Below are 24,700 nucleotides of genomic sequence, written 5' to 3' on the forward strand. Positions count from 1 at the left end.
TGGGCCGCCGCAGAATTCCGGCAGGGCCGGGCGGTGGGGCTGGGCGGGGGCGTTGAGCGGCAGGGACGCCGCGAAACGAGGCCCGCATGGATGCAGTTTTTGCCGTCCCCCGACCAGCCCCACCGTCCTGCCCAACCCAATGAGCCGCTTCCAGCGACCACCACGAGGGGCTTCGCCGTTCGCCGGCCCAAATCGCAGGCAACAAAAAACCCGGCCGGAGCCGGGTTTCAAGTAGCAGCCAACGCCCTGGGGGCGCGGGCGACTTCGCCTGATCAGGCGGCCTTGAGGGCCTTGATGCGGGCGGTCAGGCGGCTCTTGTGGCGAGCAGCCTTGTTCTTGTGGATCAGACCACGCGCGCTGAAACGATCGAGGATCGGCTGGGCAACGGTGAAAGCGGCTTCGGCGCCGGCTGCATCGTTGTTATCCAGAGCCTTGATCACTTTCTTGACAGCGGTGCGCAGCATCGAGCGCTGAGCCACGTTGCGCGCGTTGCGCACGACGGTCTGCTTGGCGCGCTTCTTGGCGGACTTGATATTGGCCACGGTGGTGGTTTCCTGAAAAATCGGTGTTATGGGAACAGCAAGCTAGCTAGTATGATGACTCGAGAAATGTACGTCAAGTCGATTGTCAAGAGGATGTTTGAGTGAGTTCACCCAAGATGCTGCGGGGCCTGCTGTCGTTCAGCAGCATGACAATGGTTTCGCGGGTGTTGGGGCTCGTACGGGACACCGTCATCACCACGACTTTTGGTACGAACGCCACGACGGACGCGTTCTGGGTCGCCTTCAGGGTACCTAATTTCCTGCGCCGGTTGTTCGCCGAGGGCTCTTTTGCCACCGCCTTCGTGCCGGTGTTCACCGAAGTGAAGGAGACCCGCAGCCACGAGGAGCTGCGCGACCTGATGGCGCGGGTGGCCGGGACGCTCGCCGGCGTATTGATGGTGGTGACGGCGCTGGCGCTGATCTTCGCGCCGCAGCTGGCCAATCTGTTCGCCAGCGGCGCCACCACCGATCCGGCCAAGCAGGGCCTGCTGGTCGACCTGTTCCGGCTGACCTTCCCGTTCCTGTTCTTCGTCTCGCTGACCGCGCTGGCGGGCGGGGCGCTGAACAGCTTCCAGAAGTTCGCGATGCCGGCGCTGACCCCGGTCATCCTCAACCTGTGCATGATCGGTGGCGCCCTGTGGCTGGCCCCGCGCATGGACGTGCCGATCCTGGCGCTGGGCTGGTCGGTGCTGGTGGCCGGCATGCTGCAGCTGCTGTTCCAGTTGCCCTCGCTGAAGGGCATCAACCTGCTGACCCTGCCGCGCTGGGGCTGGAACCACCCGGGCGTGCGCAAGGTGATGACGCTGATGATCCCGACCCTGTTCGGCTCGTCGGTGGCGCAGATCAACCTGCTGCTCGATACCGTCATCGCCGCCAAGCTGACCGATGGTTCGCAGTCCTGGTTGTCCCTGGCTGACCGCTTCCTGGAGCTGCCGCTGGGCGTGTTCGGGGTGGCGCTGGGCACGGTGATCCTGCCGGCGCTGGCCCGCCACCACGTCGGCACCGACCGCGCGGGCTTCTCCAATGCGCTGGACTGGGGCCTACGGATGACCCTGCTGATCTCCATCCCGGCCATGCTGGGGCTGCTGCTGCTGGCCGAACCGTTGATCGCCACGATCTTCCAGCACGGCCAGTTCAGCGCGTTCGATACCCGCATGACCGCGCTGGCCGTGTATGGACTGAGCTTCGGGCTCCCGGCCTTCGCCCTCCTGAAGATCGTGCTGCCGGCCTTCTACGCCCGCCAGGACACCCGCACCCCGGTGCGCGCCGGCATCGCCGCGCTGGTGGCCAACATGGTGTTCAACTTCGCCCTGCTGGCCGTGCTGTATCAGGTGATGGTGCCGGCGGAGCTGCGCGCGCAGGGTGTCATGCAGGCGCTGGGGCAGCAGCCGGGCCTGCACCTGGCGCTCGGCATCGCCAGTGCGCTGTCCAGCTACCTGAACCTCGGGCTGCTCTGGTACTGGCTTGGCAAGACCGACGTGTATGAGCGCCGCCCCGGTTGGTCGCGTTTCCTGGTCCGCCTGGCGGTGTCGTGCGTGGCGATGGTGGGCGTGCTGCTGGCCCTGCTGTACTGGCTGCCGGCGTTCTCGCCGATGGGCCTGTGGCAGCGGATCGGCGCGCTGTCGCTGCTGGTCGGGGCGGGCGGGGCGACCTACCTGCTGGTGCAGGTGGCGTTGGGCCTGCGTCCGCGCGACCTGCGTGGGCATTGATCCATGGCCACCACGGCTATACTTCATGGTTACCACAGTTGATCCAGCGGCCCGTGCCGGCCGCGAGCGGAGTTGATGAGCAGGTTGTTTCGAAGCGTTGAGGGCGGGGCGTTGTTCCCGCACGGAAGCGTGGTCTGCATTGGTGCCTTCGACGGCCTGCACCTGGGCCACCGGGCGCTGGTGCGCCACGCCGTCGCCCGTGCCCGCGCGCTGGGCGTGTCGGCCGTGGCCGTGGCCTTCGAGCCGTTGCCACGCGAATTCTTCGCCCAGGGCACGCCGCCACCGCGGCTGACGCTGGCGCGCGGCAAGGTGGAGATGCTGCGCGAACTCGGCGTGGATGCCATCGGCCTGCTGCGTTTCGATGCGCGCATGGCCGCCATGCAGGCCGAAGATTTCGTACGGCGCCTGCTGGTGCAGCGGCTGAGCGCGCGTGAAGTGTGGATCGGTCCGGAATTCCAGTTCGGCAACCGTCGGCGCGGCAACCTGGCGTTGCTGCAACAGATGGGCGCCGAGTTCGGGTTCCAGGCCAATGAGATCGAGCCGGTCCATCTGCGTGGCGAGCGCATCTCCAGCACCCGCATCCGCCAGCTGCTGCTGGCCGGTGATTTCGACCACGCCAGCGACCTGCTGGGGCGTCCCTACGCGATCAGCGGACGGGTGGTGCGCGGGCGCCAGCTGGGCCGTACGCTGGGCTATCCCACCGCCAACCTGCGTTTCCCGAAGACGCCGGCGCTGTCGGGCATCTATGCCACCTTGGTGCACGGCGTTTTCGAGCAGCCGTGGCCGTCGGTATCCAGCTTCGGCACCCGTCCCACCGTAGACGGCGTGGAGCCGCTGCTGGAAGCCCACCTTTTCGATTTCCAGGGCGACCTGTACGGTCGACACATCGACGTCGAGTTCGTGGCAAAGCTGCGCGACGAAGAAAAGTTCAATGATCTGGCGGCGCTGACCGACCAGATGCACCGCGATGCCGAACAGGCGCGCGCCATCCTTTCCGAACATAGATTGCGAGCCACTGCGTGAGCCAGGACTACAAAGCCACCCTCCATCTGCCGGCCACCGAATTCCCGATGCGCGGCGACCTGCCCAAGCGCGAGCCGGGCATCCTGGCGCGCTGGGAAGAGCAGGGGCTCTACGCGCAGCTGCGCGAGAACGCCGCCGGCCGCCCGCTGTTCGTACTGCATGACGGCCCGCCCTACGCCAACGGCCGCATCCACCTGGGCCATGCGGTCAACAAGATCCTCAAGGACATCATCGTCAAGTCGCGCTACCTGGCCGGCTTCGATGCGCCCTACGTGCCGGGCTGGGACTGCCACGGCCTGCCGATCGAGATCGCGGTCGAAAAGAAGTGGGGCAAGGTCGGGGTGAAGCTCGATGCGGTCGAATTCCGGCAGAAGTGCCGTGAGTTCGCCGAGGAGCAGATCGAGATCCAACGCGCCGACTTCAAGCGCCTGGGCGTGACCGGCGACTGGGACAACCCGTACAAGACGCTGAGCTTCGAATTCGAAGCCAACGAGATCCGCGCGCTCTCCAAGATCGTGGCCAATGGCCACGTGATCCGCGGTGCCAAGCCGGTGCACTGGTGCTTCGACTGTGGTTCGGCGTTGGCCGAAGCGGAAATCGAATACCAGGACAAGGTCTCCCCGACGGTGGACGTGGCCTATACGGCGCGTGATTCCAAGGCGCTGGCCGCGGCCTTCGGCGTGGACCTGCCCGAAGGCGTGGAAGTGGCGGTGCCGATCTGGACCACCACCCCGTGGACCCTGCCGGCATCGCTGGCGGTGTCGCTGGGTGCGGCCATCGAATACTCGCTGGTGGAAGGCCCGGCGCACAACGGCGGCCGTCGCTGGCTGGTGCTGGCCACCGCGCTGGCCGGTCGTTCGCTGGCACGTTACGGCGTGCAGGACGTGGTCAGCCACGGCCATGCCAACGGCGCGGCGCTGGAAAACCTGCTGCTGGCCCACCCGTTCTATCCGCAGCGCGATATCCCGCTGCTCAACGGCGCCCACGTGTCCGACGAAGACGGTACCGGTGCGGTGCATACCGCGCCCGGCCACGGCCAGGAAGATTACGCGGTCAGCCAGCAGTACGGCCTGCTGGAGCGCTACCACGCCGGCGAAATCAATCCGATCGACGGTGCGGGCGTGTACCTGCCGTCGACACCGCCGGCCGGCGATGTCGTGCTCGCCGGGGTGCACCTGTGGAAGGCGCAGCCGCTGATCGTGGAGGTGCTGCGCGCGTCCGGCGCACTGCTGGCCTTCGCCGAGATCACCCACAGCTACCCGCATTGCTGGCGCCACAAGAAGCCGGTGGTGTTCCGTGCCACCCCGCAGTGGTTCATCTCCATGGAGAAGGCGAAGCTGCGCGAAGACGCGCTGAACGCCATCGACAACGTGGGCTGGTTCCCGGCGTGGGGCAAGGCGCGCATCCAGAGCATGGTCGATGGCCGGCCGGACTGGTGCATCAGCCGCCAGCGCACCTGGGGCGTGCCGATCGCACTGTTCACCCACCGCATCACCGGTGAAATGCACCCGCGCAGCGTGGAGCTGATGCAGGCCGTGGCCGATCGCGTGCAGGTGGACGGCATCGACGTCTGGTACTCGCTGGACGCCGCCGAACTGCTGGGCGCCGAAGCGGCCGATTATGAAAAAGTCACCGATATCCTGGATGTCTGGTTCGATTCCGGCGTCACCCACGAAGGCGTGCTGCTGGCGCGTGGCTTCGGCAAGCCAGCCGACCTGTACCTGGAAGGTTCCGACCAGCACCGCGGCTGGTTCCAGTCCTCGCTGCTGACCGGCGTGGCGATCGACCGCCATGCGCCGTACAAGCAGTGCCTCACCCACGGTTTCACCGTGGACGAGCACGGCCGCAAGATGTCCAAGTCGCTGGGCAACGGCATCGAACCGCAGGACATCATGAAGACCCTCGGCGCGGACATCCTGCGCCTGTGGATTGCTTCGGCCGACTACAGCAATGAAATGTCGCTGTCGCAGGAGATCCTCAAGCGCAACGCCGATGCCTACCGCCGGCTGCGCAACACCGCACGCTTCCTGCTGGCCAACCTGGACGGTTTCGATCCGGCCGTGCACCTGCGCCCGCTCAACGACATGGTCGCGCTGGACCGCTGGATCGTGCACCGCGCATTCGAGCTGCAGGAAAAGATCAAGGCGGCGTACGAAAGCTACGACATGGCCGAGATCGTGCAGTTGCTGCTGAATTTCTGCAGCGTGGACCTGGGCTCGCTGTACCTGGACGTGACCAAGGACCGCCTGTACACCATGGGCGAGGACTCGCGCGGGCGGCGTTCGGCGCAGAGCGCGATGTACCACATCGCCGAAGCGTTCACCCGCTGGATCGCCCCGATCCTGACCTTCACCTCCGACGAGCTGTGGGGCTACCTGCCGGGCGAGCGCAGCGCACACGTGCTGTTCGATACCTGGTATGACGGCCTGGCGCCGTTGCCGGCCGATGCAGAGCTTTCCGCCGCCGATTTCGACCAGCTGCTGGCCCTGCGCGAACAGGTGTCCAAGGTGCTGGAGCCGATGCGCGCCAACGGTGCCATCGGTGCCGCGCTGGAAGCGGAGATCACCGTCGCCGCCAGCGATGAGCAGGCCGCACGCTGGCAGCCGCTGGCCGAGGAACTGCGCTTCCTGCTGATCAGCGGTGACGTGCAGGTGCGCCCGGCGACCACCGACGAAGTGTTCGTCAGTGCCCAGCCGACCAGCAAGACCAAGTGCGTGCGCTGCTGGCACTTCCGTGCCGACGTGGGCAGCGTGGCCGAGCATCCTGAGATCTGCGGCCGCTGCGCCGACAACATCGACGGTGCCGGCGAAGATCGGCGGTGGTTCTGATGACCGCCGTCCGTCCGCGTCCGAACGCGCTGATCTGGCTGGTCCTGTCGGTGGTGGTCATCATCCTGGACCAGTGGAGCAAGGCCTGGGTGCTGTCCAGCCTGCCCGAATACGAGCCGGTGCCGGTCATCGAGGGCTTCTGGAACTGGTTCCGCACCTACAACACCGGGGCGGCGTTCAGCTTCCTCAGTGATGCCGGTGGCTGGCAGAAGTACTTCTTCACCGTGCTGGCGATCGGCATCAGTGGCCTGATGGCGTGGTGGCTGTATGGCACCGCCCGCAGCAACTGGCGCAGCGCGCTGCCGTTCGCGCTGGTGATCGGCGGGGCCATCGGCAACGTGATCGACCGCCAGGTGCACGGCCATGTGGTGGATTTCATCCAGTGGTACGTGGGTGACCACTACTGGCCCTCGTTCAACATCGCCGATGCGGCGATCGTGGTGGGCGCCGTCGGTATCGCGGTGTTCGGCCTGTTCGAGGGCAAGTCGTCCAAAAAAGCGGATAATACGACCCCGTAACCCCCCCAAGCCGGCCGACGCCGGGAGACGTTGAAGATGGATGTCCTGCTCGCCAATCCGCGTGGTTTCTGTGCCGGTGTCGATCGTGCGATCGAGATCGTGAAGCGCGCGATCGAAACGCTCGGCGCCCCCATCTACGTGCGCCATGAAGTGGTGCACAACCGTTTCGTGGTCGACGACCTGAAGCAGCGTGGCGCCATCTTCGTCGAGGAACTGGACGAAGTACCGGACAACAACACGGTCATCTTCAGTGCGCACGGCGTATCCCAGGCAGTGCGCCAGGAAGCCGATCGCCGTGGCCTGAAAGTGTTCGACGCCACCTGTCCGCTGGTGACGAAGGTGCATTTCGAAGTGGCGCGCCACTGCCGCGCCGGCCGCGACGTGGTGTTGATCGGCCATGCCGGCCACCCCGAAGTGGAAGGCACCATGGGCCAGTGGAACCAGGAAGCCGGCACCGGAAAGATCTACCTGGTGGAAGACGTGGAGCAGGTGGCCTCGCTGGTGCTCGACCAGCCGGAAAACTTCGCCTACACCACCCAGACCACGCTGTCGGTGGATGACACGCGCGGCATCATCGATGCGCTGCGTGCCAAGTTCCCCGCCATGCAGGGGCCAAAGAACGACGACATCTGCTACGCCACGCAGAACCGCCAGGACGCCGTGCGCGACCTGGCCAAGCGCTGCGACCTGGTGCTGGTGGTGGGCTCGCCGAACAGCTCCAATTCCAACCGGCTGAGCGAACTGGCTCGCCGTGAAGGCGTGGAGTCGTACCTGATCGACGGCGCGCACGAGATCGACCCCGCGTGGGTGATCGGCAAGCAGCACATCGGCGTCACCGCTGGTGCATCCGCGCCGCAGGTGCTGGTGGACGGCGTGCTGGCCCGCCTGCGCGAACTCGGTGCCGACGGCATCGGCGAGCTGGAAGGCGAACCCGAATCGATGGTCTTCGCCCTGCCGAAGGAACTGCGGCTGCGGCTGGTCGACTGACCACCGCGTTTTGAAGGCGCCGCGCTGCGCGCTCGCCGAGCACGGCTCGGCGCTACCGGGGCGTCTGACCGGCAGGGTGTGGTAGCGCCGACCCATGGTCGGCGAGCGAAGCGGCCGCCTTTGCGTTTGACGTTCCGGGCGGCGCACACCCGACTTTGCCCAATCCGGCCACCGGCCGATCCGTGACCTTTGGCCATGGGGCAGGGCGTTGCCGTGGGCCTAGGATCAAGGTTCCCCTTCTGCTGGAACTGCCGATGAAAACCCGTGCCCTGGCGCTGTCCGTCCTGCTCTCGTTGACGACAACGCCGGCACTCGCGCAGACACCGCCACCGGTCGGCAGTGCCTGGCCCGGCACGCTGCGCATCAACGTCGACGCACGTGACCTGGACCGGCGCATCTTCAAGGTCACCGCCACGGTGCCGGCCACGCCGGGCCCGCTGACCCTGCTGTACCCGCAGTGGTTGCCGGGCAACCATTCGCCCAGTGGCCCGATCGACAAACTGGCCGGCCTGCAGGTCACCGCCAATGGCACGCCGCTGAAGTGGGAGCGTGACCAGTTCAACGTGTATGCCTTCAAGGTGGACGTGCCGCAGGGCGCCACCGAAGTGGTGGCGCGCTTCAATTACCTGTCTTCGCAGGGCGGGAGCCAGGGCCGCGTGGTGATGACCCCGGAAATGCTCAACCTGCAGTGGAACGCCAGTTCGCTGTATCCCAGCGGCGTGGATGCCGGAGGGCTGCAGGCGCAGGCCAGCGTGACCCTGCCGGCCGGCTGGTCCTATGCGACCGCGCTGGAAACCGAGCGCCGCGACGGCGACACCGTGGTATTCAAGCCGATCAGCTATGAGCACCTGGTGGATTCGCCGTTGTTTGCCGGCGAGCACTTCCAGCGCTTCGATCTGGATCCCGGCGCGAAGCAGCCGGTGCACCTGAACGTGTTCGCCGACGATGCCAAATCGCTGAAGGCCAGCGCGGAGCAACTGAAGGCGCACCGCGCGCTGGTGCAGCAGATGGACAAGCTGTACGGCGCACGCCATTTCGATCATTACGACTTCCTGCTGGCCCTGACCGACAAGCTGGGCGGCATCGGGCTGGAGCACCACCGTTCCAGCGAAAACAGCGGCGATGTGGGCTATTTCACCGAGTGGGACAAGAACTGGTGGGCGCGCGATCTGCTGCCGCACGAGTACAACCATTCCTGGAACGGCAAGTACCGCCGCGGCGCCGACCTGGCAACCGCCAACTTCAACGTGCCGATGGGCGACAGCCTGCTGTGGGTGTACGAAGGGCAGACCCAGTTCTGGGGCCAGGTGCTGGCCGCGCGCTCCGGATTGTGGAGCACCGACCAGGCGCGTGACATGCTCGCCAACGTGGCGGCGACGTTCGATCGCGGGCGTCCCGGACTGGCCTGGCGGCCGCTGCAGGACACCACCAACGACCCGACCATCGCCCAGCGCCGTGGTCTGGCGTACCGCAACTACCAGATGAGCGAAGACTACTATTCCGGCGGGCAGATGCTGTGGCTGGAAGTGGAGGGCAAGCTGCGCGCGCTGAGCGGTGGCAAGCGTGGCCTGGATGACTTCGCCAAGGTCTTCTTCGGCATGGACAACGGCGCGTGGGACGTCAATCCGTACACCTTCGATGACGTGGTGGCCACGTTGAACACCATCGCCCCGGCGGACTGGGCCGGCTTCCTGCGCGAGCGCCTGGATGGCCATGGATCGCTGATCGGCGGGCTGGAAATGGCAGGCTGGAAGCTGGCCTACCGCGATACCCCGAACGAGGCCTTCAAGGCGCAGGAAACCCGCGCCAAGGCCGCGCTGCTGACCTATTCCATCGGGGCCACCGTGACCGATGCCGGCGTGGTGGGTGACGTGGTGTGGGACAGCCCGGCCTTCAACGCCGGTCTTGCACCGGGCATGTCCGTGATCGCCGTGGACGGACGCGAGTACAAGAGCGAGCGGCTGAAGGAGGTCGTGGCCGGCTCCAGGGACAGCAAAGCGCCGATCACCCTGCTGGTGAAGCACTTCGACCGGGTAATGCCGATCAGCATCGATTACCACGGCGGCGCGCAGTACCCCGCGCTGGAACGGATTGCCGGCACGCGCGATGGGTTGTCCGCGCTGTGGAAGGCGCGCTGACCTCAGCGTTGAGGCTCAGCCTGCCCCGGTAGCGCCGAAGGCAGCGGCAGGAGCCGCTGCCAACGTCGCCTGCGACGGCCCGGAGGGGGCCGGCCAGGACGGCCGGCATCGCTATGCTCGGCGAGCAGCATCCTGATCCATCTGCACACGCGACGGATTCCCGGGATCGTAAATAATCTGCATCGTCTCCCGCGGAATCGTCGCCAGATCAAGCAACGGCACGTAGCGCCGGATCACCGCGCGCTGCGGCTGTCCGGCCACATCGGTAAACCGCAGCTGGAACTCCACCTGCGGCTGTTCGTTGAAGAACGCACCGGTCTGGCGCACGTCGTCGATGATGGCGACGGTGCCCACGCCCCGATACTTCAGCGCGTTGCCCGCTGCATCCGCCTGCAGCCGGCGCATCAACAGTCGTATGCCAACCACGAACACCCACAGCACCAGCGGACAGATCAGCAGCGGATGCCCGAGGCTGAGAAACGTCCAGCCCAGTCCGTCGTTCTGCAGCTGCCACGCCACGCCGTACGCACTCGCGACCACTGCCACGAACAACACGCCGATCGAAACGCGCAGCCATAACGTGTTGTGGTTGATCTCCGGCGTGCCGCCTTCCAGGGACATGTTGGGATAGGGGCCGGGCGAGCGGCTCAAGCGGGCGGGCAGCGTGCGGCCGACCTCGTAGCGCCGCTGCATCGGCTTGCTGTCCACCAGCACGAGTTCATCGGTGATGGGCGTGCCGGATAGATTGTCGAAGGCCAGGCGCAGCCGCAACTGCGGGAAACCGTCGACGCTGCCCGGCAGGCTGACCACCTGTTCGATAAGTGCGTTGCGCGGCTCACCGCGGGTCAGGATGTCGTGCATCCGGCGCACCGAGCGGACTCCGGCAAGCACGAGGGTGTCCACGTAGACGTAAAGCAGGCCCAGCCACAGGCCCATGGAGACGGCCAGCATCGTCAGCGCCCACCCCGGCGCGACGCGGGCGTCCAGCGGCACGGGGTAACTGACCTGGCCGTACATCATCACGGGCAAGCCGACGGCGAACATCAGCGCGAAGAACAGCAGGAATGCGCCCCAGAACCAGAGTGGATTTTTCACGGCCATGTGAGGGGAGTACAGGGGAGGGCAGCGTACTACAGGGGTGTCAGGGCCTTGTCGGGAGTGGCGTTGGGGGCACGCGCAGCCGGTGACGTTTGAGGGCACTATAAGGACGACACAGCAGGAGCACGGGACCCGATGAGAAGGACAGCGGTAATCGCAGGATGCGTAGTAGTTGTAGTGGCAATCGGCGGTGCGCTCTTGTTCTGGCGTGGCGATGCGCAGCCCGGGACGGTGTCGGCTGTTGAAGCGGAGCTTGTCGGCGGTGTTGCAGGCAGCGCAATGCCCGTCGCACGGCTCACGCCCCGGCAGCCTTCAGGCCGCCCCGGATCCTCCGCCTACGATCCAGCCATGCTGCAGCAGGTGGGTGCGAAGGCCTACAGCATCCACCGCCCCCCGGCATGGCGGGCGGCCGGGGACGCGAAGCAACAGGTGCTCGCGCTGAAGCCCCGCTCGGACGCGGGTGACGGTCTCGCCACGTATGAAATCGAGCTCGCGGTGCGTGACTGCAGGAATCTGATCTCCGGGGAACCCGAAGCGAGCTGGCAGGCCATGCGGCGCGCTGGCATGCGACCCGATCCGGACTTCCTGAGCAAGCTGGAGGTGCGCCTGGGCGAGTGCGTCGCCCTGAGCCAGGACCCCGCGCTCTACCGGGCGCCATGGCTGGCGCGCGCGGCCGAGCAGGGCTCGGTGGAGGCGCAGCTGCTCTACGCGATCGACGTGCGGACGGCGGTGGGCGCGTCGTCGGCAGCGGAACTGGCTGAGCGCGAGGAGGACGTGCTGGCCTGGCGTGAGACCTCCCTGCGCTACCTGCATGCGCTGGCGGACGGTGGCAACGTGGAGGCGCTGTCAGGCCTGCAGAGCGTTCATGAAAGTGGTTACCGGACCGTCAAGGATCCGGTCGCGGCTTACGCCTATGGGCAGGTACTGCAACGGCTGAGCCCCACTTTCTGGTCCGATGCGCTGCTGGCCCAGTCCCGCCAGGCCCTCTCCCTGGACCAGCAGCGGATGGCCGCCGAGCAGGCGGAAGCGATCTATCGCCGCTGCTGCATGCTGCCCCGGTCCGGTGATTGACCGGCTGTTCCCCAGCCCCTAGAATTGCCTGCTCAGCCGGAATAGCTCAGTTGGTAGAGCGGCGCATTCGTAATGCGTAGGTCGTAGGTTCGATTCCTATTTCCGGCACCAGTTGTACGAAAAGCTCTGGCCTTGGTCGGGGCTTTTTGTTTGTTTGCGGTGGCGCCGACCTATGGTCGGCGGCAGTCAGTTGCCGACCTCTCCAACGTAAGTCGGCTTCCCGGACGCTCACCGGCATCCTCCCTTCCGGAGCACATGCGACGTGTGCTATGAAGGCAAAGCCTTGCTTCAAGGTTCTTTCATGGATGGGAAAGATGACTGCGTTCGGGAGACGCGTCGCCGGTGCGTTCGCGCACATTGCGGCGGCTGCAACCAGTAGGCTCGGGGTCAGTTCGGTAGCGCTCTGGAGCTGCGCGTTGGTGGCTGGACTGTCCTGGCTTGCGCCAGCTTCGGCGCAGACAACGGTCCGCTACCTGCATACCGATGCACTGGGGTCGGTCGTGGCCAAGACGGATGCCAATGGCATCGTCATTGAGCGGATGACGTACGAGCCTTACGGCGATGTTGTGGGGGAGGATCTGACTGACGGTCCTGGCTATACCGGACATGTGAGCGATGCCGCTACCGGTCTGAGTTACATGCAGCAACGGTACATGGATCCGCAGTTGGGGATGTTCCTATCTGTGGACCCGGTGACGGCGTTTGAACAGCCTGTGGGGCAGTTCAATCGGTATCGGTACGCGAGCGGGAATCCATATCGCTTTACTGACCCAGATGGGCGTCAAGCGCTGGGAGCGCCGAAGGACTTCTACAATCCTGTAACAGCTGAGCAAGCCCGGCAGATCCTCCCTGCAGTTGCCGACTTCACTCCTGTCTTGGGTGACGTCAAAGGTATTGTTGAGGCAATCCAAGCTCCAACACCTGCGAATATTGCTGGGGCGGCAATTGGTCTGGTCCCACTTGCAGGTGATGCCGGGAAGGCAGTCCTGAAGCATGGTGACGAAGTCGCGAAAATAGGACGGAAACTCGCCAGCGAGCAGAAAGGTGCTGGAACGATTTATGTCGATTCCAAGGGAAACGCGATCCCGACACCTCCAGGTGGGAAAATTGAAGGATCTCCGGATGGCCGTTTCGTTCAGGCGAAAGGGCCTGATGGGCAGCCTACTGGGGTGCGTATGGATGGAGGACATAAACCATCAACCCATCCCGATCCGCGAGCGCAGCAGCCGCATGGTCATGTTCCAGGGGTAACCAATGCCGACGGGACCCCTTGGCTTCCAATAAAACAATAATAGAGGGGCTGCGTGGAACATGGATAATGATGCAGGGCTCATCAAGATGACGATGCTTGTTAGAGATTTTGCACTCGGCACTGTCAACGCCCAGAGCTTCATCGACGAGTACTCCAACTTCTACTATTACGAGGCGTTGGACGGGCACGAGGCTTCAAGCGCGATGCATTATGGAGATATGGTGCGGCCAGGTCCGGCTGTTGAGTTGCACCGCCGCATTCAAGAGGAAGTTGTGAACAAGATTTCGCTTGATCCGGAGTTTTCAGCCGAAGCATTGAAGATGGCAGGGCGACTGACGGCCAGTGAAGCCCGAGAGCGTGCGCTTCGGATCTGTACAGACGTCGGAATTGACGCTGTACTGTCGGCGGTAGGCCCCGCTTGAGTAGATGGTTCTGGGATATCCAACGGATGCCATGCGGATCGTACTGGTCGGAGAGCTTCTCAATGCCCCAGTGGGTTGCCTGGTAATGCGTAGGTCATAGGTTCGATTCCTGTTTCCGGCACCAGTTGTACGAAAAGCCCCGGCCTTGGTCGGGGCTTTTTGTTTGTTTGCGGTGGCAACGCCCTCCGGGCGCTCAGCCCACTACCCGGTTGCGCCCGCTCTGTTTGGCGGCATACAGGTGGTCGTCCGCAACGGCGAGCAGCGCGTCGAAGTCCGGATTTCCACTGGTGCCCGCTGCAACCCCTGCGCTCAACGTGGCGTTGACGGGCTCGTCCCCGACGGTTCGTGCTGCCTGTTCGAACGCCGCTCGAAGCCTTTCTGCTGCCTCTACCGCTCCGGCATGGTCCACGTCCGGGAGCACGCACAGGAACTCCTCCCCGCCGAGCCGGAATACCCAGTCCTTCTTACGCAGGGAATCCTCCGCGACGCGGGCGGCCAGCACGATGACCTGGTCGCCGATGGCGTGCCCGAGACGATCATTGATGCGCTTGAAGTGGTCGATATCAAAATAGACCAATGCGCGGGAGCGTCCAGTGGACCTGTCGCCCCGTTGCCACGCCGCCTTGCGATCTTCCAGGAAGCGGCGGTTGTACAGGCTCGACAGAGGATCGCGGATGGAGGCCTCGTAGAGCTGCAGGGCAGCCCGTTCCTTGCTCATCGTCACCATCAGCGCGCTGGCGAGCAGCACTTCGATGAGGATCTGCGCGTTGAAGAACACGACGGCCCACGTTTCAGCCGGCGCAGCGCCGAGGGGTTGCGGCAGCCATACGGTGAAGGGCAGCGCCAGCACGGCCAGCGCGCTCGCCACCAGGAAGACCATCCCGAGCGACCGCCGCGATGGCAGGCCCGGATCCTGTTCCCGCAGCAGCTGGTAGGCAGGCAGCCCGGTATACAGCGCAACCAGGCCGATGCGCAGGGTGGCGTTCAGCGCTTCCATCCCCAGCCGGTCGAACCACACGAACGCGGCAGCAAGCCAGGCCAGCGATGGCAGCAGCAACCAGCCCCATCGTGCTTTGTGCCCGAAGAACGCGCGTACTGCCTGCCATCCAAACGCGAACGCCAGCGAGATGAAGAAGGCCCCCAGATGCAGCCCCGTCTTGCCTGGAAACGCGCTGGGATGGACCAGGAAAGCGCAGCCGATCGCCCCTGCGGCGAAGGGAGCCGCGAACCAGGCAATGCGTCGGCCGGTCGGCCGGACAGCCCCCAGGAGCACCGCTATGAGCAGGAGGACGACCGCGCTGTAACCGAGGAGGGTGGGGATGTCGACCATCAGTTGGCTTGATAGGGGGCGCGGTGCTGCGCGGTTGCGGCCCGGGTGCTGGCAGCCGGAGTCGGAAGTCCTGCTGGACGGGCAACGATCGCCGCGTTGGATTCAATGGGTAGAATACGTCGGCCCGATGGAGCGTCGGCTGAAGCCAGCGGGCGCAGCGGGCGATGTGCTCACAAGACGAGACGGGGACCTTCAATGCAGTCTGGCTCATCGGAGCAACACACGAAGATCCTCGTGGTGGAGGACGACCACGAGTTACGCGACCAGATCCTGGTGCCGGACCTGATTGACTTGGGTTTCGATGTCCAAGCGGCCGGCAGCGCGCTTGAAATGTATAGGCAGCTGATGCGGGGGCGCGTGGACGCCGTCGTGCTCGACGTTGGGCTGCCTGATGAAGACGGCTTCAGTGCATTGGCGCATCTACGGCAAAGCGATGACGTTGCCGTCGTGCTGCTCACTGGGCGCTCGGGAAGTGCGGACCAGATCCGCGGATTGGACGGCGGTGCCGATGCCTATCTGGTCAAGCCGGTGGAAAGCGAAGTCCTTGCCGCTACCCTGCGCAGCGTGTTGCGTCGCCGTGGGCGGGAAACAGCGGGGCCCGCAACCGCCACGGTGCTGAAAGCCTCCGGCTGGAGCCTGGCGCTGGAAGGCTGGCGTCTGACCTCGCCGGCAGGAAAGCAGGTCCAGCTTTCGCACGCCGAGCTTCTGCTGTTGGCGGCGTTGATGCGTACACCGGGGGCGGCCATGTCACGTGATGACCTGACAAAGAACATCGTCGCCCAGCTTCCCGAATTCGACCCCTATCGGCTTGAGATGGTCGTCCACCGGCTGCGACGCAAGGTCGAGGAAGGCGCCGCGCAGCCGCTGCCGGTGCGTTCCATACGTTCAATCGGCTACGCCTGGGCCTCGTAGCCGGCTGTCTTCACCGTTTATTTCTTTTTATTTCACGCGATGAAAACATCCGTGATTGAGTGGTAAACAGTCGCTGCTTATAGTGCGCGCCTCGCAATGGGGCGCTCGGCAACTCGCCGCAGCATCGTGCTTTCTCCCGCTCCGACCGCTGACGCCAGCGGTGCGCTTTCGTGCGCGTGCGTGATCTTCGCAATTGGCTTGTGCCGCCGCACCAACAGGGGTTCCAAGGATATGGCTCGTCAGCTCGCACGCTCTCCGCAAGGGCGCTTCCGTCGTTGCTTTGGTTTCGGGTTCTGGTTGATGGTGCTGGTGGCCCTGGCGCCGCTGACCGCATTCGCCCAGCTCGCCCCGCGCCACAGCTTCAACGTCCGCGGCGATGTGGCCATGGTCGGCAACGCCCTGTTGACCTGCGCCACGTCCGGCACGGGCTCGGCGAACTGCGCCAGCCAGCGCATGAGCAACAGTACCGGCGGCAACGGCAACCGCGTGATGGAGTTCATCAACGTGGATGCGGACGGGCTCCCGTCCACCGTGCCGGCGAACTCCTCCGCGGCCACCTTGAGCGTGCCGGCAGGCGCGCGGATCCGCTCGGCTGGCCTGTACTGGGGCGCGCGAGCGGGCAACACCGATGCCGCGCGGCGGACGATCCAGCTGCGGGTGCCTGGTGGCACCTACCGCTCGGTGACCGCCAGCGCTGCCGACCTGAACACCTTCAATGATCAAGGCGATACGAACGCCAACCGGCCCTACACCGCTTACGCGGACGTGACCGCGCTGGTCGCCGCGTCGGGCAACGGAACCTATTTCGCCGGTGGGCTGACCGCCGTCACCGGGAATGGCGGTGGGCTCGGTAACTACGGCGGCTGGGCGTTGATCGTCCTGTACGAAGACGACAGCAAGCCATTCCGCCGCTTGATGGTGTTCGACGGCAACGCCGGTTACGTCAGTGGCGGCAATGCACAGTCGGCCTCCGTGTCGGGTCTGCTGACGCCGGCAAGCGGTCCGTTCAATGCCTTCATGGGTGCCCTGGTGTGGGAAGGCGACGGCGACATCACCGGTGACGCATTCCAGCTGAGCGGCAACGGAAACGTGCTCAACGCAGGCGCTGTCAGCGATGCGCTGAGCCCGGCCAACAACTTCTGGAACAGCGGCATCACCCGTCTCGGTGAGCGCTTCACCAACAAGACACCCGACTACGCCAACCAGTTCGCTGTCGATCTGAAGCTGGTCGACATTTCAAACAATGCGGCGAACGCGGCGTCTGCCCGCCCGCGGCTGGCCAACAGCGCCACCGGCGCCACCCTGACGTTCACCAGTACCGGCGATGCCTACTTCCCGCATGCGCTGGTGTTCGTGACGGACCTGTTCGTGCCCGATCTGGTCAGCTCGCTGGACAAGACGGTACGCAACCTGACCCACCCGACCGGTCCGTTGCGGCGCGGCGACATTCTTGAGTACACCATCTCCTTCCAGAACAGTGGCCAGGATGGTGCGACGCGCACCACCGTCCGCGATCCGATCCCGACCCACACGGCGTTCGTACCGGGCAGCCTGCGCGTCGTCGCGGATGAGGGGCGGGGCATCAGCACCGGTGAGAACCCGGCCGAGACCGATTCGGCGGGCGACGACGTCGCGGAATTCGACGCTGCCGGCAACCGTGTTGTGTTCCGCGTGGGTGCAGGCGCCGATGCGACCAATGGCGGCCTGTTGACGCCGGGGCAGGGCGCAACGCTGCGCTTCCAGGTCAAGGTCAGTGACACGGCGCCGGATACGGCGCAGATCATCAACAACGCCGAGGTCACCCACAACGGCCAGACCGTGGAGGTGCCCGATGACTACGAGGGACGCGCCTCGGCCACCATCGGCCCGGTCGAAGTGCCCGCCATTGCCGCAGTGGATTTCTGTCCTGCCGACGGTGGCATTTTCGGCGTGGTGAACGGAGCGGGCTTCCGACGTTACGTTCCGGGCGCCAGCACCGACGAAGCCGTGGGTGACCTGGCCATCAGCCTGCCCGGCAACCTCAACGGATTGATGGTGGATGCCGCGCGCAACCGCCTGTTGTTCCACACCCGGGCAAACGGCTCCGGCGGTGAAGTGTGGGCGTATGACGCCAACAATGGCGGCTGGTACCAGACCGGTGCGGTGATCGCCGCGGACCTGCCGCGCGCTGGCATGACACGCGAAGGTATTGGTTACATGGTCACCGCCGTCAGCGGCAGGACCGCCCGCATGTATCGGCTGGACCCGGCGGGGACGTTTGGTTACACCCCCGGTGCCCCCACCACGTTGACCTACGACGTGGCCCCGTCGGATACCGGCTCGGGCGACATCGCCTTCGACCAGGATGGCATCGGCTGGCTTGTCGCCGGTTCGGATCTCTACCGGGTTGATGTGGATGCCGGCACGGCCACCCTGCAGCAGCGCTTCACGGGAGCGCCGAACGGTGCCTTCTATGCCGGCGCGGCGTTCGGCGCGGATGGCCGGCTGTACGTCGTGGTCAACGCGACGGGCAACTACTACGCGATGGACCTGGCTACCGGCACCATGACGCTGGCGGGCAATTCGTCCCTGGCCAGCGGCGGCGACCGCGGCCGCGACCTGGCCTCGTGCAGTTTCCCGGCGATCGCTCCGCCCCAGCTCCAGGTCGACAAGGTGCTTGGCGCCGTGAACGGCGGCGCGCCGGGCACCAGTGTGGCGCCGGGCGACGTGCTGGAGTATGAGATCCGCATCCGCCACGTCGCCGGTTCCCAGGCCGCCACCCTGTTTGCAGGCGATGTGGTCGAGGGCGTCCCCGCGAACACGACGTTCCTTCCGGCCGGCAGCGACTTCACGTGCAGCGCCGCCGTGTGTTCGAACACCAACGCGGTCAACATCACGGCCGGAGGCTCGGTCACGCTGCGCTTCCGGGTGCAGGTGGCGGCCACGGTGCCAAGCACGGCAACGGCGATCCGCAATGAAGTGGCCGTGCAGGGCAACACGCCCGTGGACTGTGCCGCGACCGGCAACGACTGCGAGGAGACCACGCCGCTCACGCTGACGCCTGGCCTGGCCTCGACCAAGGCGCTGAGCCTGGTCAACGGCGCCGCGCCCAGCGGAACCGTCGCTGTCGGTGATGTGCTGACCTATACGGTCACCGCGACGAACAGGGGCAACATGGTGCTGCCTTCGGTTGTCGTGGCCGATGCACGCATCGTGCCGGCCAGCATCACCTGCACGGATCTGGCGCCCGCCGCCGCGTGCGTTCTGTCCGGCGTCTATACCGTCAGCCAGACCGACGTTGACACCGGACTGGTCCGCAACACGGCCACGATCACCACGCCGGGCACCGACGGGGTCTGCCCCGTCGGCAACAGCAACGCCTCGTGCAGTCCCACCCTGGAAATCCCGGCTGAACCGGCGCTGCCTGCATTGACGATCGTCAAGACGGGCAGCGCCCCGGCTACGTCCGCCGTCGGTGACACGATCACCTACAGCTTCCTGCTGACCAACACGGGCAACGTGACGTTGAACGCGCTGGCGGTCGTCGATGACAAACTGGCCACGCCCCCGGTGTGCCCGGTGACCACGCTCGCTCCGGGAGCGAGCACCACCTGCACGGGCACCTACACTCTGGTCCAGGCTGATCTGGATGCAGGCCGCGTCGTGAACACGGCCCATGCGGAAGGCACGCCGCCGGCGACGCCCGGCAATCCGAACCCGCCGCGCGTGCCGAGCCCGGAAGACGAGGAAACCACGGACCTCACGTCGGCCCCGGCGCTCACCATCGTCAAGACCGCGGGTCAGCCCAGCGGCACGGCTGTCGGCAGCACCATCGCCTATTCCTTCCTGGTGACCAACACCGGCAATGTCACGTTGACCGGCATTGCCGTGGTCGACGACAAACTGTCCTCCGCGCCGGTGTGCCCGGTGACCACGCTTGCTCCGGGAGCGACCACCACCTGCACGGGCACCTACACTCTGGTCCAGGCTGATCTGGATGCAGGCCGCGTGGTGAACACGGCCCATGCGGAAGGCACCCCGCCGGCGACCCCGGGCAATCCGAACCCGCCGCGCGTGCCCAGCCCGGAGGATGAAGAGACCTCCGTGTTGCCGGCGATGCCGTCGTTGACGCTGGTCAAAACGGCCGGATCGCCGAGCGGCAACGCCGTAGGCTCGACGATCCCCTACAGCTTCCTGGTGACCAATACCGGCAACATCACCCTGACCGGCGTTGCCGTGGTCGATTCGAAACTGACCACGGCGCCGACCTGTCCCATCTCCACGCTCGCACCGGGCGCGACGACCACCTGCACCGGCTCCTACGCGCTGACCCAATCGGACCTCGACACCGGGCGCGTGCTCAACACGGCTTACGCGGAAGGCACGCCGCCGGCCACCCCGGGCAATCCGACCCCGCCGCGGGTGCCGAGCCCGGAAGACGATGAAACCACCGAGCTTGCCCAGACCCCGGCACTGACGTCGGTGAAGCAACTGGCAGGCAATGCGGACGAGGACGCCTCGAGCACGGTGACCCTGGGCGACACGCTGACCTACGCGGTCACGGTGACCAACACGGGCAATACGACGCTCGCCAACGTCACGGTGTCCGATGCCCGCATCGTCCCCTCGACCACCACGTGTTCCAACCTGGCACCCACGCTCAACTGCGTGCTGACCGGCACCTACCGTGTCAGCCAGAACGACATGGACAGCGGCCTGGTCCGCAACACTGCCGTGGTGTCCACCCCGGGCAACCCGTCCTTGTGCCTGGCGGGCAACACCAGTGCGCTCTGCAATCCGACGCTGGACATCCCTGTGGACGCGCCGGCGCCCGCGCTGAGTATCGTCAAGTCCGCGGCCACCCCGACCGGCAACGTCGTCGGCAGCACCATCGCCTACACCTTCGTGGTCACCAACACCGGCAACGTCACCCTGAGCGGCATTGCCGTGGTGGATGCCAAGCTGTCCGTTGCCCCCGTCTGCCCGGTCACCACGCTGGCACCGGGTGCGGCCACGACGTGCACGGGCAGTTACACGCTGGCCCAGGCCGATCTCGATGCAGGCCGGGTGGTCAATGCGGCCCATGCCGAAGGAACGCCGCCGGCGACGCCTTCCAACCCCAATCCGCCTCGCGTGCCGAGCCCCGAGGATGAAGAAATCACGCCGTTGCAGGCGACGCCAGCACTGACGATCGTCAAGACGGCGGGCACGCCCAGTGGCAACACCGTGGGCAGCACCATTGCGTACTCCTTCCTGGTCACCAACACCGGCAACGTCACGGTCACCGGCGTTGCGGTCGTTGATGACAAGCTGGCGCAGGCAGCGCTTTGCCCCACCACCACCCTGGCCCCGGGCGGAACCACCACTTGCACCGGGACTTACACATTGGTCCAGGCCGACCTGGATGCGGGCCGGGTGGTGAACGTGGCGCATGCCGAAGGCACGCCCCCGGCGACGCCGTCGAACTCCAACCCGCCACGCGTGCCCAGCCCGGAAGACGAGGAAACGACCGACCTGCCGTCAGCCCCGTCGCTCTCGATCGTGAAGACCGCTGGGCCGCCGTCGGGCGCCACGGTCGGCAGCACCATCGCCTACACCTTCCTGGTGACCAACGCCGGCAATGTCACCCTCAACGACATCCGCATCGTGGACGCGCAGCTGGCAGCGGCTCCGGTCTGCCCGACCACCACGCTGGCCCCGGGTGCCGCCGTTTCGTGCACGGGCAGCTACACCTTGAGTCAGCTCGATCTCGATGCGGGCCGGGTAGTGAACCGTGCGCATGCAGAAGGCGTGCCGCCGGCGACCCCGGGTAATCCCAACCCGCCGCGCGTGCCCAGCCCGGAAGACGAGGTGATCGTGGACCTGCCGGCGGCGCCGTCGCTGAGCATTGAAAAGACGGCAGCTCCGGCCAGCGGCAACGCAGTGGGCAGCACCATCGCCTACACCTTCCTGGTCACCAATACGGGCAACCTGACGTTGACCGCGGTCAACGTGGTGGACAGCAGGTTGGCCACTGCACCGAGCTGCCCGGTTACCGTGCTGGCGCCCGGTGCGAGCACGGTCTGCACGGGCAGCTACACCCTGGTCCAGGCCGACCTGGATGCGGGGGAGGTGGTCAACACCGCCCATGCCGAAGGCACGCCGCCGTCAACGCCGGGCAATCCTGGCTCCGGCCGCGTCACCAGTCCGGAAGACACGGTGCGCACTCCGGTAGCGCAGCTGCCGGCACTGGAATCGACCAAGCTGCTTTCCCGCAATGCCGATGAAGACGGGTCGGGCACGGTGAGCCTCAACGACACGTTGACCTACACCATCACCGCCACCAATGCCGGCAATACCACGCTCAAGGACGTGGTCGTGACAGACAGCAGGATCACGCCCGCAAGCGTCGCCTGCGCGGCCCTTGCGCCCGCAGCGAGCTGCGTACTGACCGGCACCTACCAGGTCAGCCAGGCGGATGTGGTCGCAGGCAACGTGCGCAACGTGGCTGCCATCGTCACGGCAACGCCCGGCCTGTGCGAAGCCGGCAATGATGATCCGATCTGTTCGCCGAGCCTGGACGTCCCGGTGCTGGCCTGGGACATCGACGCCGTCGATGACCGTGACCGCACGCCGCAGAACACCCCGGTGACCACGCCGGTCCTGCAGAACGATCTGCTCGACGGCAGGGCGGTCGACCCTGCGACGGTGCAGGTGAGTGAACTGGTCCCGCCGACCAACGGTTCCATCGTGGTCAACGACGACGGCACCATCACGTATATGCCCAACCCCGGTTTCTGGGGCGAGGACAGCTACGAGTACCAGATCTGCGAGCGCGCCAACCCGACCAACTGCACCACCGCCCGCGTGGTCATCGCCATCGATCCCAACCGGGTTGAAGCGATCGACGATGCAGGCCGCACCGAGCCGGGTGTTCCCCTGCAACTGGTCGTGGTCGGCAACGACCGCAGCCACGGCGCGCCGCTGGATCCGGACTCCGTGTTGCTGATGACGCCGCCGGCGAACGGCAGTGTCACGTGCGCGGCAGGCAGCTGCAGCTACACGCCGGCGCCCGGTTTTGCCGGCACCGACACCTATGTCTACCGGGTGTGCGATACCTCGTACCCCACGGCACTGTGTGCTGACGCAACCGTTACGGTGGACATCGAAGGCACGGCCTCGCTCCGGCTGACGAAGTCGACCACCTCGCGCGACATCAAGACGGGCGACCTGGTCCGTTACAGCGTCACGATCGAGAACGTCGGCACGGTGGATCTGTCCGGCGGCAGTGTGCTGGACACCCCACCGGCTGGTTTCACCTACGTCGAAGGCTCGCTGGCTGCCAGCGACGCGCGATCGACCGTCGTTGCCAGTGGCTTCAACCCGGTCCGCTTCGGCGGGATCGATCTGAAGGTCGGCGACCAGATGACCCTGGTCTACCTGATGCGGGTGGGCGCAGGGGTACAGCGGGGCGTGCAGGTCAACCGTGCGCAGGCGCTCGATGGAACCGGACAGCCGGCGTCCAACGTGGCCACGGCGGAAGTGGTGCTCGATGCCGATCCGCTGCTGGATGAAAGCCTGGTGTTTGGCACCGTGTTCGACGACCGCGACGGCGATGGCTGGCAGGACAGCGCGGCATTGACGGGTTTGAAGGTGCAGGGTGGTTTCGCAGCAGGCGACTACATCCGGGGATCGACCCTTGTCGACAATGGCGATGGCACCGGCTTGTTGCCGGTCGCTGATGCGAGCGCCCCGTTGTTGCGCGGCCTGTCGCTGGGCCGCCTGAGCGGACGTCAATCGGTGGCTGACCCGGCGGAGCGCCACGTGCTGGTGATTCGCCAGCGGCTGCGCACCGCTGCCTTCACCGACGACTTCATCCTCGAAAGCGACCAGGGCATCCGCGTCCGCATGGCCGCCGATGGCAGTACGCGCATCGAGATGCGGGGCGATGCAGCGAAGGGGCTGACGGCCGCAGCGCCAGTGGTCGAGCGTCGCTCCGTCGTCGAGGGCAACGAGGTCGTCGTGGATTACATCATCCGCAACGAAGGCATCGATGAGCGCGGCATTCCGGGCGTCCGCCTGGCATCGGTGGAAGGGCTGCTGATCGAGACCGACCAGTTCGGCCGCTATCACCTCACCGGAGTCGATGGTGGAGCATGGGCCCACGGGCGCAACTTCATCCTGAAGGTGGATCCTTCCACCCTGCCGGCCGGTGCGGGATTCACCACGGCCAATCCGCTGCTGCGGCGGGTTACGCCGGGCGTGCCGGTGCGCTTCGATTTCGGCGTGCGCATGCCCGAACCGATCCGCGCCGACGCGCAGGCGGTGGAGCTGGAACTGGGCGAGGTGCTGTTTGCCCCGGACAGCGCAGTCGTGCGGCCCCGCTATGGCGCGGTCCTCGACAAGATGGCCGCGCGGGTCGAAACCCACCACGGCGGCGACGTGCTGATCCGGGGCGACGGCAACCAGGCGCTGGGCTACCAGCGCGCCGTTGCGGTGCGGGATGCGCTGGTTGCACGGCTCCCGCCTGACGTGGCTCAACGCACCTCCATCAGCGTGCGCGGTGACCTTGGCGATCCGGCCAGTCGCTCACTCACGCTGCAGGGCGCGGACACCCTTCTTGGGACCGTGCTTTTCGATACCGACAAGGCCGAGATCAAGCCGGAGTTCGGCCCGCTGATGGAGCAGGTAGCGGCGGCCGTCGTGCAGGCGAAGGGACGCGTGATTGTCACCGGCCATACCGATGTGCGCGGTTCGCACGCCTACAACAGGCAACTCGGGCTGCGCCGTGCCCAGGCTGTGCAGCGCGCCATTGCGGCGAAGCTGCCGCCCGGGACGGTCCAGGCAGTGAACGTGGAATACAACGATGACCCGGCAGCCCCTGCCGAGCACGGTCGCTGAGAAGGAACAGG

General features: G+C 66.0%; 14 protein-coding genes and 1 tRNA gene. 12 read left to right on the forward strand and 3 right to left on the reverse strand.

What is annotated here, in order from left to right:
- Positions 1-272: 272 nt before the first annotated feature.
- Entirely contained in the window at positions 273-542 is a 270-nt protein-coding gene (rpsT, locus tag IFT63_RS02345) for a 30S ribosomal protein S20 (RefSeq protein WP_042614258.1), read from the reverse strand.
- 116 nt (positions 543-658) lie between these two features.
- On the opposite strand from rpsT, the gene murJ reads away from it, so the two are divergent.
- From murJ to IFT63_RS02375, 6 genes are all read left to right on the forward strand, one after another.
- Positions 659-2,251 carry a murein biosynthesis integral membrane protein MurJ gene (murJ, locus tag IFT63_RS02350; RefSeq protein ID WP_192084107.1) on the forward strand — a complete coding sequence of 531 codons (1,593 nt, stop codon included), beginning with the start codon at positions 659-661 and terminating at the stop codon, positions 2,249-2,251.
- Between the two features lie 75 nt (positions 2,252-2,326).
- Positions 2,327-3,274, forward strand: a complete 948-nt coding sequence (locus tag IFT63_RS02355; RefSeq protein WP_192083139.1) for a bifunctional riboflavin kinase/FAD synthetase — start codon at positions 2,327-2,329, stop codon at positions 3,272-3,274.
- Positions 3,271-6,102 (forward strand): isoleucine--tRNA ligase, encoded by a 2,832-nt coding sequence (gene ileS, locus IFT63_RS02360; protein WP_192083140.1) that lies wholly within the window; start codon positions 3,271-3,273, stop codon positions 6,100-6,102. The genes IFT63_RS02355 and ileS overlap by 4 nt, the downstream gene beginning before the upstream one ends.
- Positions 6,102-6,620 carry a signal peptidase II gene (gene lspA, locus IFT63_RS02365; RefSeq protein WP_057509280.1) on the forward strand — a complete coding sequence of 173 codons (519 nt, stop codon included), beginning with the start codon at positions 6,102-6,104 and terminating at the stop codon, positions 6,618-6,620. Before ileS ends, lspA begins: the two co-directional genes overlap by 1 nt.
- 36 nt (positions 6,621-6,656) lie before the next feature.
- Positions 6,657-7,607 carry a 4-hydroxy-3-methylbut-2-enyl diphosphate reductase gene (gene ispH / locus IFT63_RS02370; protein ID WP_042615501.1) on the forward strand — a complete coding sequence of 317 codons (951 nt, stop codon included), beginning with the start codon at positions 6,657-6,659 and terminating at the stop codon, positions 7,605-7,607.
- 254 nt (positions 7,608-7,861) lie between these two features.
- Entirely contained in the window at positions 7,862-9,745 is a 1,884-nt protein-coding gene (locus IFT63_RS02375) for a tetratricopeptide repeat protein (RefSeq protein ID WP_192083141.1), read from the forward strand.
- Positions 9,746-9,856: 111 nt separating this feature from the next.
- On the opposite strand, the gene IFT63_RS02380 is transcribed toward IFT63_RS02375, so the two are convergent.
- Positions 9,857-10,789 (reverse strand): hypothetical protein, encoded by a 933-nt coding sequence (locus IFT63_RS02380; protein WP_249404317.1) that lies wholly within the window; start codon positions 10,787-10,789, stop codon positions 9,857-9,859.
- Positions 10,790-11,191: 402 nt separating this feature from the next.
- On the opposite strand from IFT63_RS02380, the gene IFT63_RS02385 reads away from it, so the two are divergent.
- The 4 genes from IFT63_RS02385 to IFT63_RS02400 all read left to right on the forward strand — a co-directional run bounded on the left by IFT63_RS02385 (position 11,192) and on the right by IFT63_RS02400 (position 13,588).
- Positions 11,192-11,914 (forward strand): hypothetical protein, encoded by a 723-nt coding sequence (locus IFT63_RS02385; protein ID WP_042613080.1) that lies wholly within the window; start codon positions 11,192-11,194, stop codon positions 11,912-11,914.
- A gap of 35 nt (positions 11,915-11,949) precedes the next feature.
- Positions 11,950-12,025, forward strand: a tRNA-Thr gene (locus IFT63_RS02390).
- 389 nt (positions 12,026-12,414) lie between these two features.
- Positions 12,415-13,206, forward strand: a complete 792-nt coding sequence (locus IFT63_RS17640) for an RHS repeat-associated core domain-containing protein (RefSeq protein WP_342450416.1) — start codon at positions 12,415-12,417, stop codon at positions 13,204-13,206.
- A gap of 19 nt (positions 13,207-13,225) precedes the next feature.
- On the forward strand, positions 13,226-13,588 hold the full coding sequence (locus IFT63_RS02400) for a hypothetical protein (RefSeq protein ID WP_042613149.1): 363 nt from the start codon (positions 13,226-13,228) through the stop codon (positions 13,586-13,588).
- Positions 13,589-13,781: 193 nt separating this feature from the next.
- Here the strand turns inward: IFT63_RS02400 and IFT63_RS02405 are convergent, their stop codons facing one another.
- Positions 13,782-14,918: a sensor domain-containing diguanylate cyclase gene (locus IFT63_RS02405; RefSeq protein WP_192083142.1), complete on the reverse strand. Its 1,137-nt coding sequence runs from the start codon at positions 14,916-14,918 to the stop codon at positions 13,782-13,784.
- A gap of 195 nt (positions 14,919-15,113) precedes the next feature.
- Between IFT63_RS02405 and IFT63_RS02410 the strand changes: the two genes are divergently transcribed.
- Both IFT63_RS02410 and IFT63_RS02415 read left to right on the forward strand, forming a co-directional pair.
- On the forward strand, positions 15,114-15,830 hold the full coding sequence (locus tag IFT63_RS02410) for a response regulator transcription factor (RefSeq protein ID WP_192083143.1): 717 nt from the start codon (positions 15,114-15,116) through the stop codon (positions 15,828-15,830).
- Between the two features lie 231 nt (positions 15,831-16,061).
- Positions 16,062-24,689: an Ig-like domain-containing protein gene (locus IFT63_RS02415; RefSeq protein ID WP_192083144.1), complete on the forward strand. Its 8,628-nt coding sequence runs from the start codon at positions 16,062-16,064 to the stop codon at positions 24,687-24,689.
- Positions 24,690-24,700 lie beyond the last annotated feature (11 nt).

Origin of the sequence: Stenotrophomonas sp. CFBP 13724, assembly GCF_014841975.1 — a bacterium.
Lineage (GTDB): Bacteria > Pseudomonadota > Gammaproteobacteria > Xanthomonadales > Xanthomonadaceae > Stenotrophomonas > Stenotrophomonas lacuserhaii.

Bases quoted from the DNA above. Each gene is read 5' to 3' on its own strand.
- IFT63_RS02415 (WP_192083144.1), top strand. From the start codon at position 16,062: ATGGCTCGTCAGCTCGCACGCTCTCCGCAAGGGCGCTTCCGTCGTTGC.
- lspA (WP_057509280.1), top strand. From the start codon at position 6,102: ATGACCGCCGTCCGTCCGCGTCCGAACGCGCTGATCTGGCTGGTCCTG.
- IFT63_RS02400 (WP_042613149.1), top strand. From the start codon at position 13,226: ATGGATAATGATGCAGGGCTCATCAAGATGACGATGCTTGTTAGAGAT.
- IFT63_RS02410 (WP_192083143.1), top strand. From the start codon at position 15,114: ATGCAGTCTGGCTCATCGGAGCAACACACGAAGATCCTCGTGGTGGAG.
- IFT63_RS02405 (WP_192083142.1), bottom strand. From the start codon at position 14,918: ATGGTCGACATCCCCACCCTCCTCGGTTACAGCGCGGTCGTCCTCCTG.
- IFT63_RS02355 (WP_192083139.1), top strand. From the start codon at position 2,327: ATGAGCAGGTTGTTTCGAAGCGTTGAGGGCGGGGCGTTGTTCCCGCAC.
- IFT63_RS02375 (WP_192083141.1), top strand. From the start codon at position 7,862: ATGAAAACCCGTGCCCTGGCGCTGTCCGTCCTGCTCTCGTTGACGACA.
- ispH (WP_042615501.1), top strand. From the start codon at position 6,657: ATGGATGTCCTGCTCGCCAATCCGCGTGGTTTCTGTGCCGGTGTCGAT.
- IFT63_RS02380 (WP_249404317.1), bottom strand. From the start codon at position 10,789: ATGTTCGCCGTCGGCTTGCCCGTGATGATGTACGGCCAGGTCAGTTAC.
- IFT63_RS02385 (WP_042613080.1), top strand. From the start codon at position 11,192: ATGCTGCAGCAGGTGGGTGCGAAGGCCTACAGCATCCACCGCCCCCCG.
- murJ (WP_192084107.1), top strand. From the start codon at position 659: ATGCTGCGGGGCCTGCTGTCGTTCAGCAGCATGACAATGGTTTCGCGG.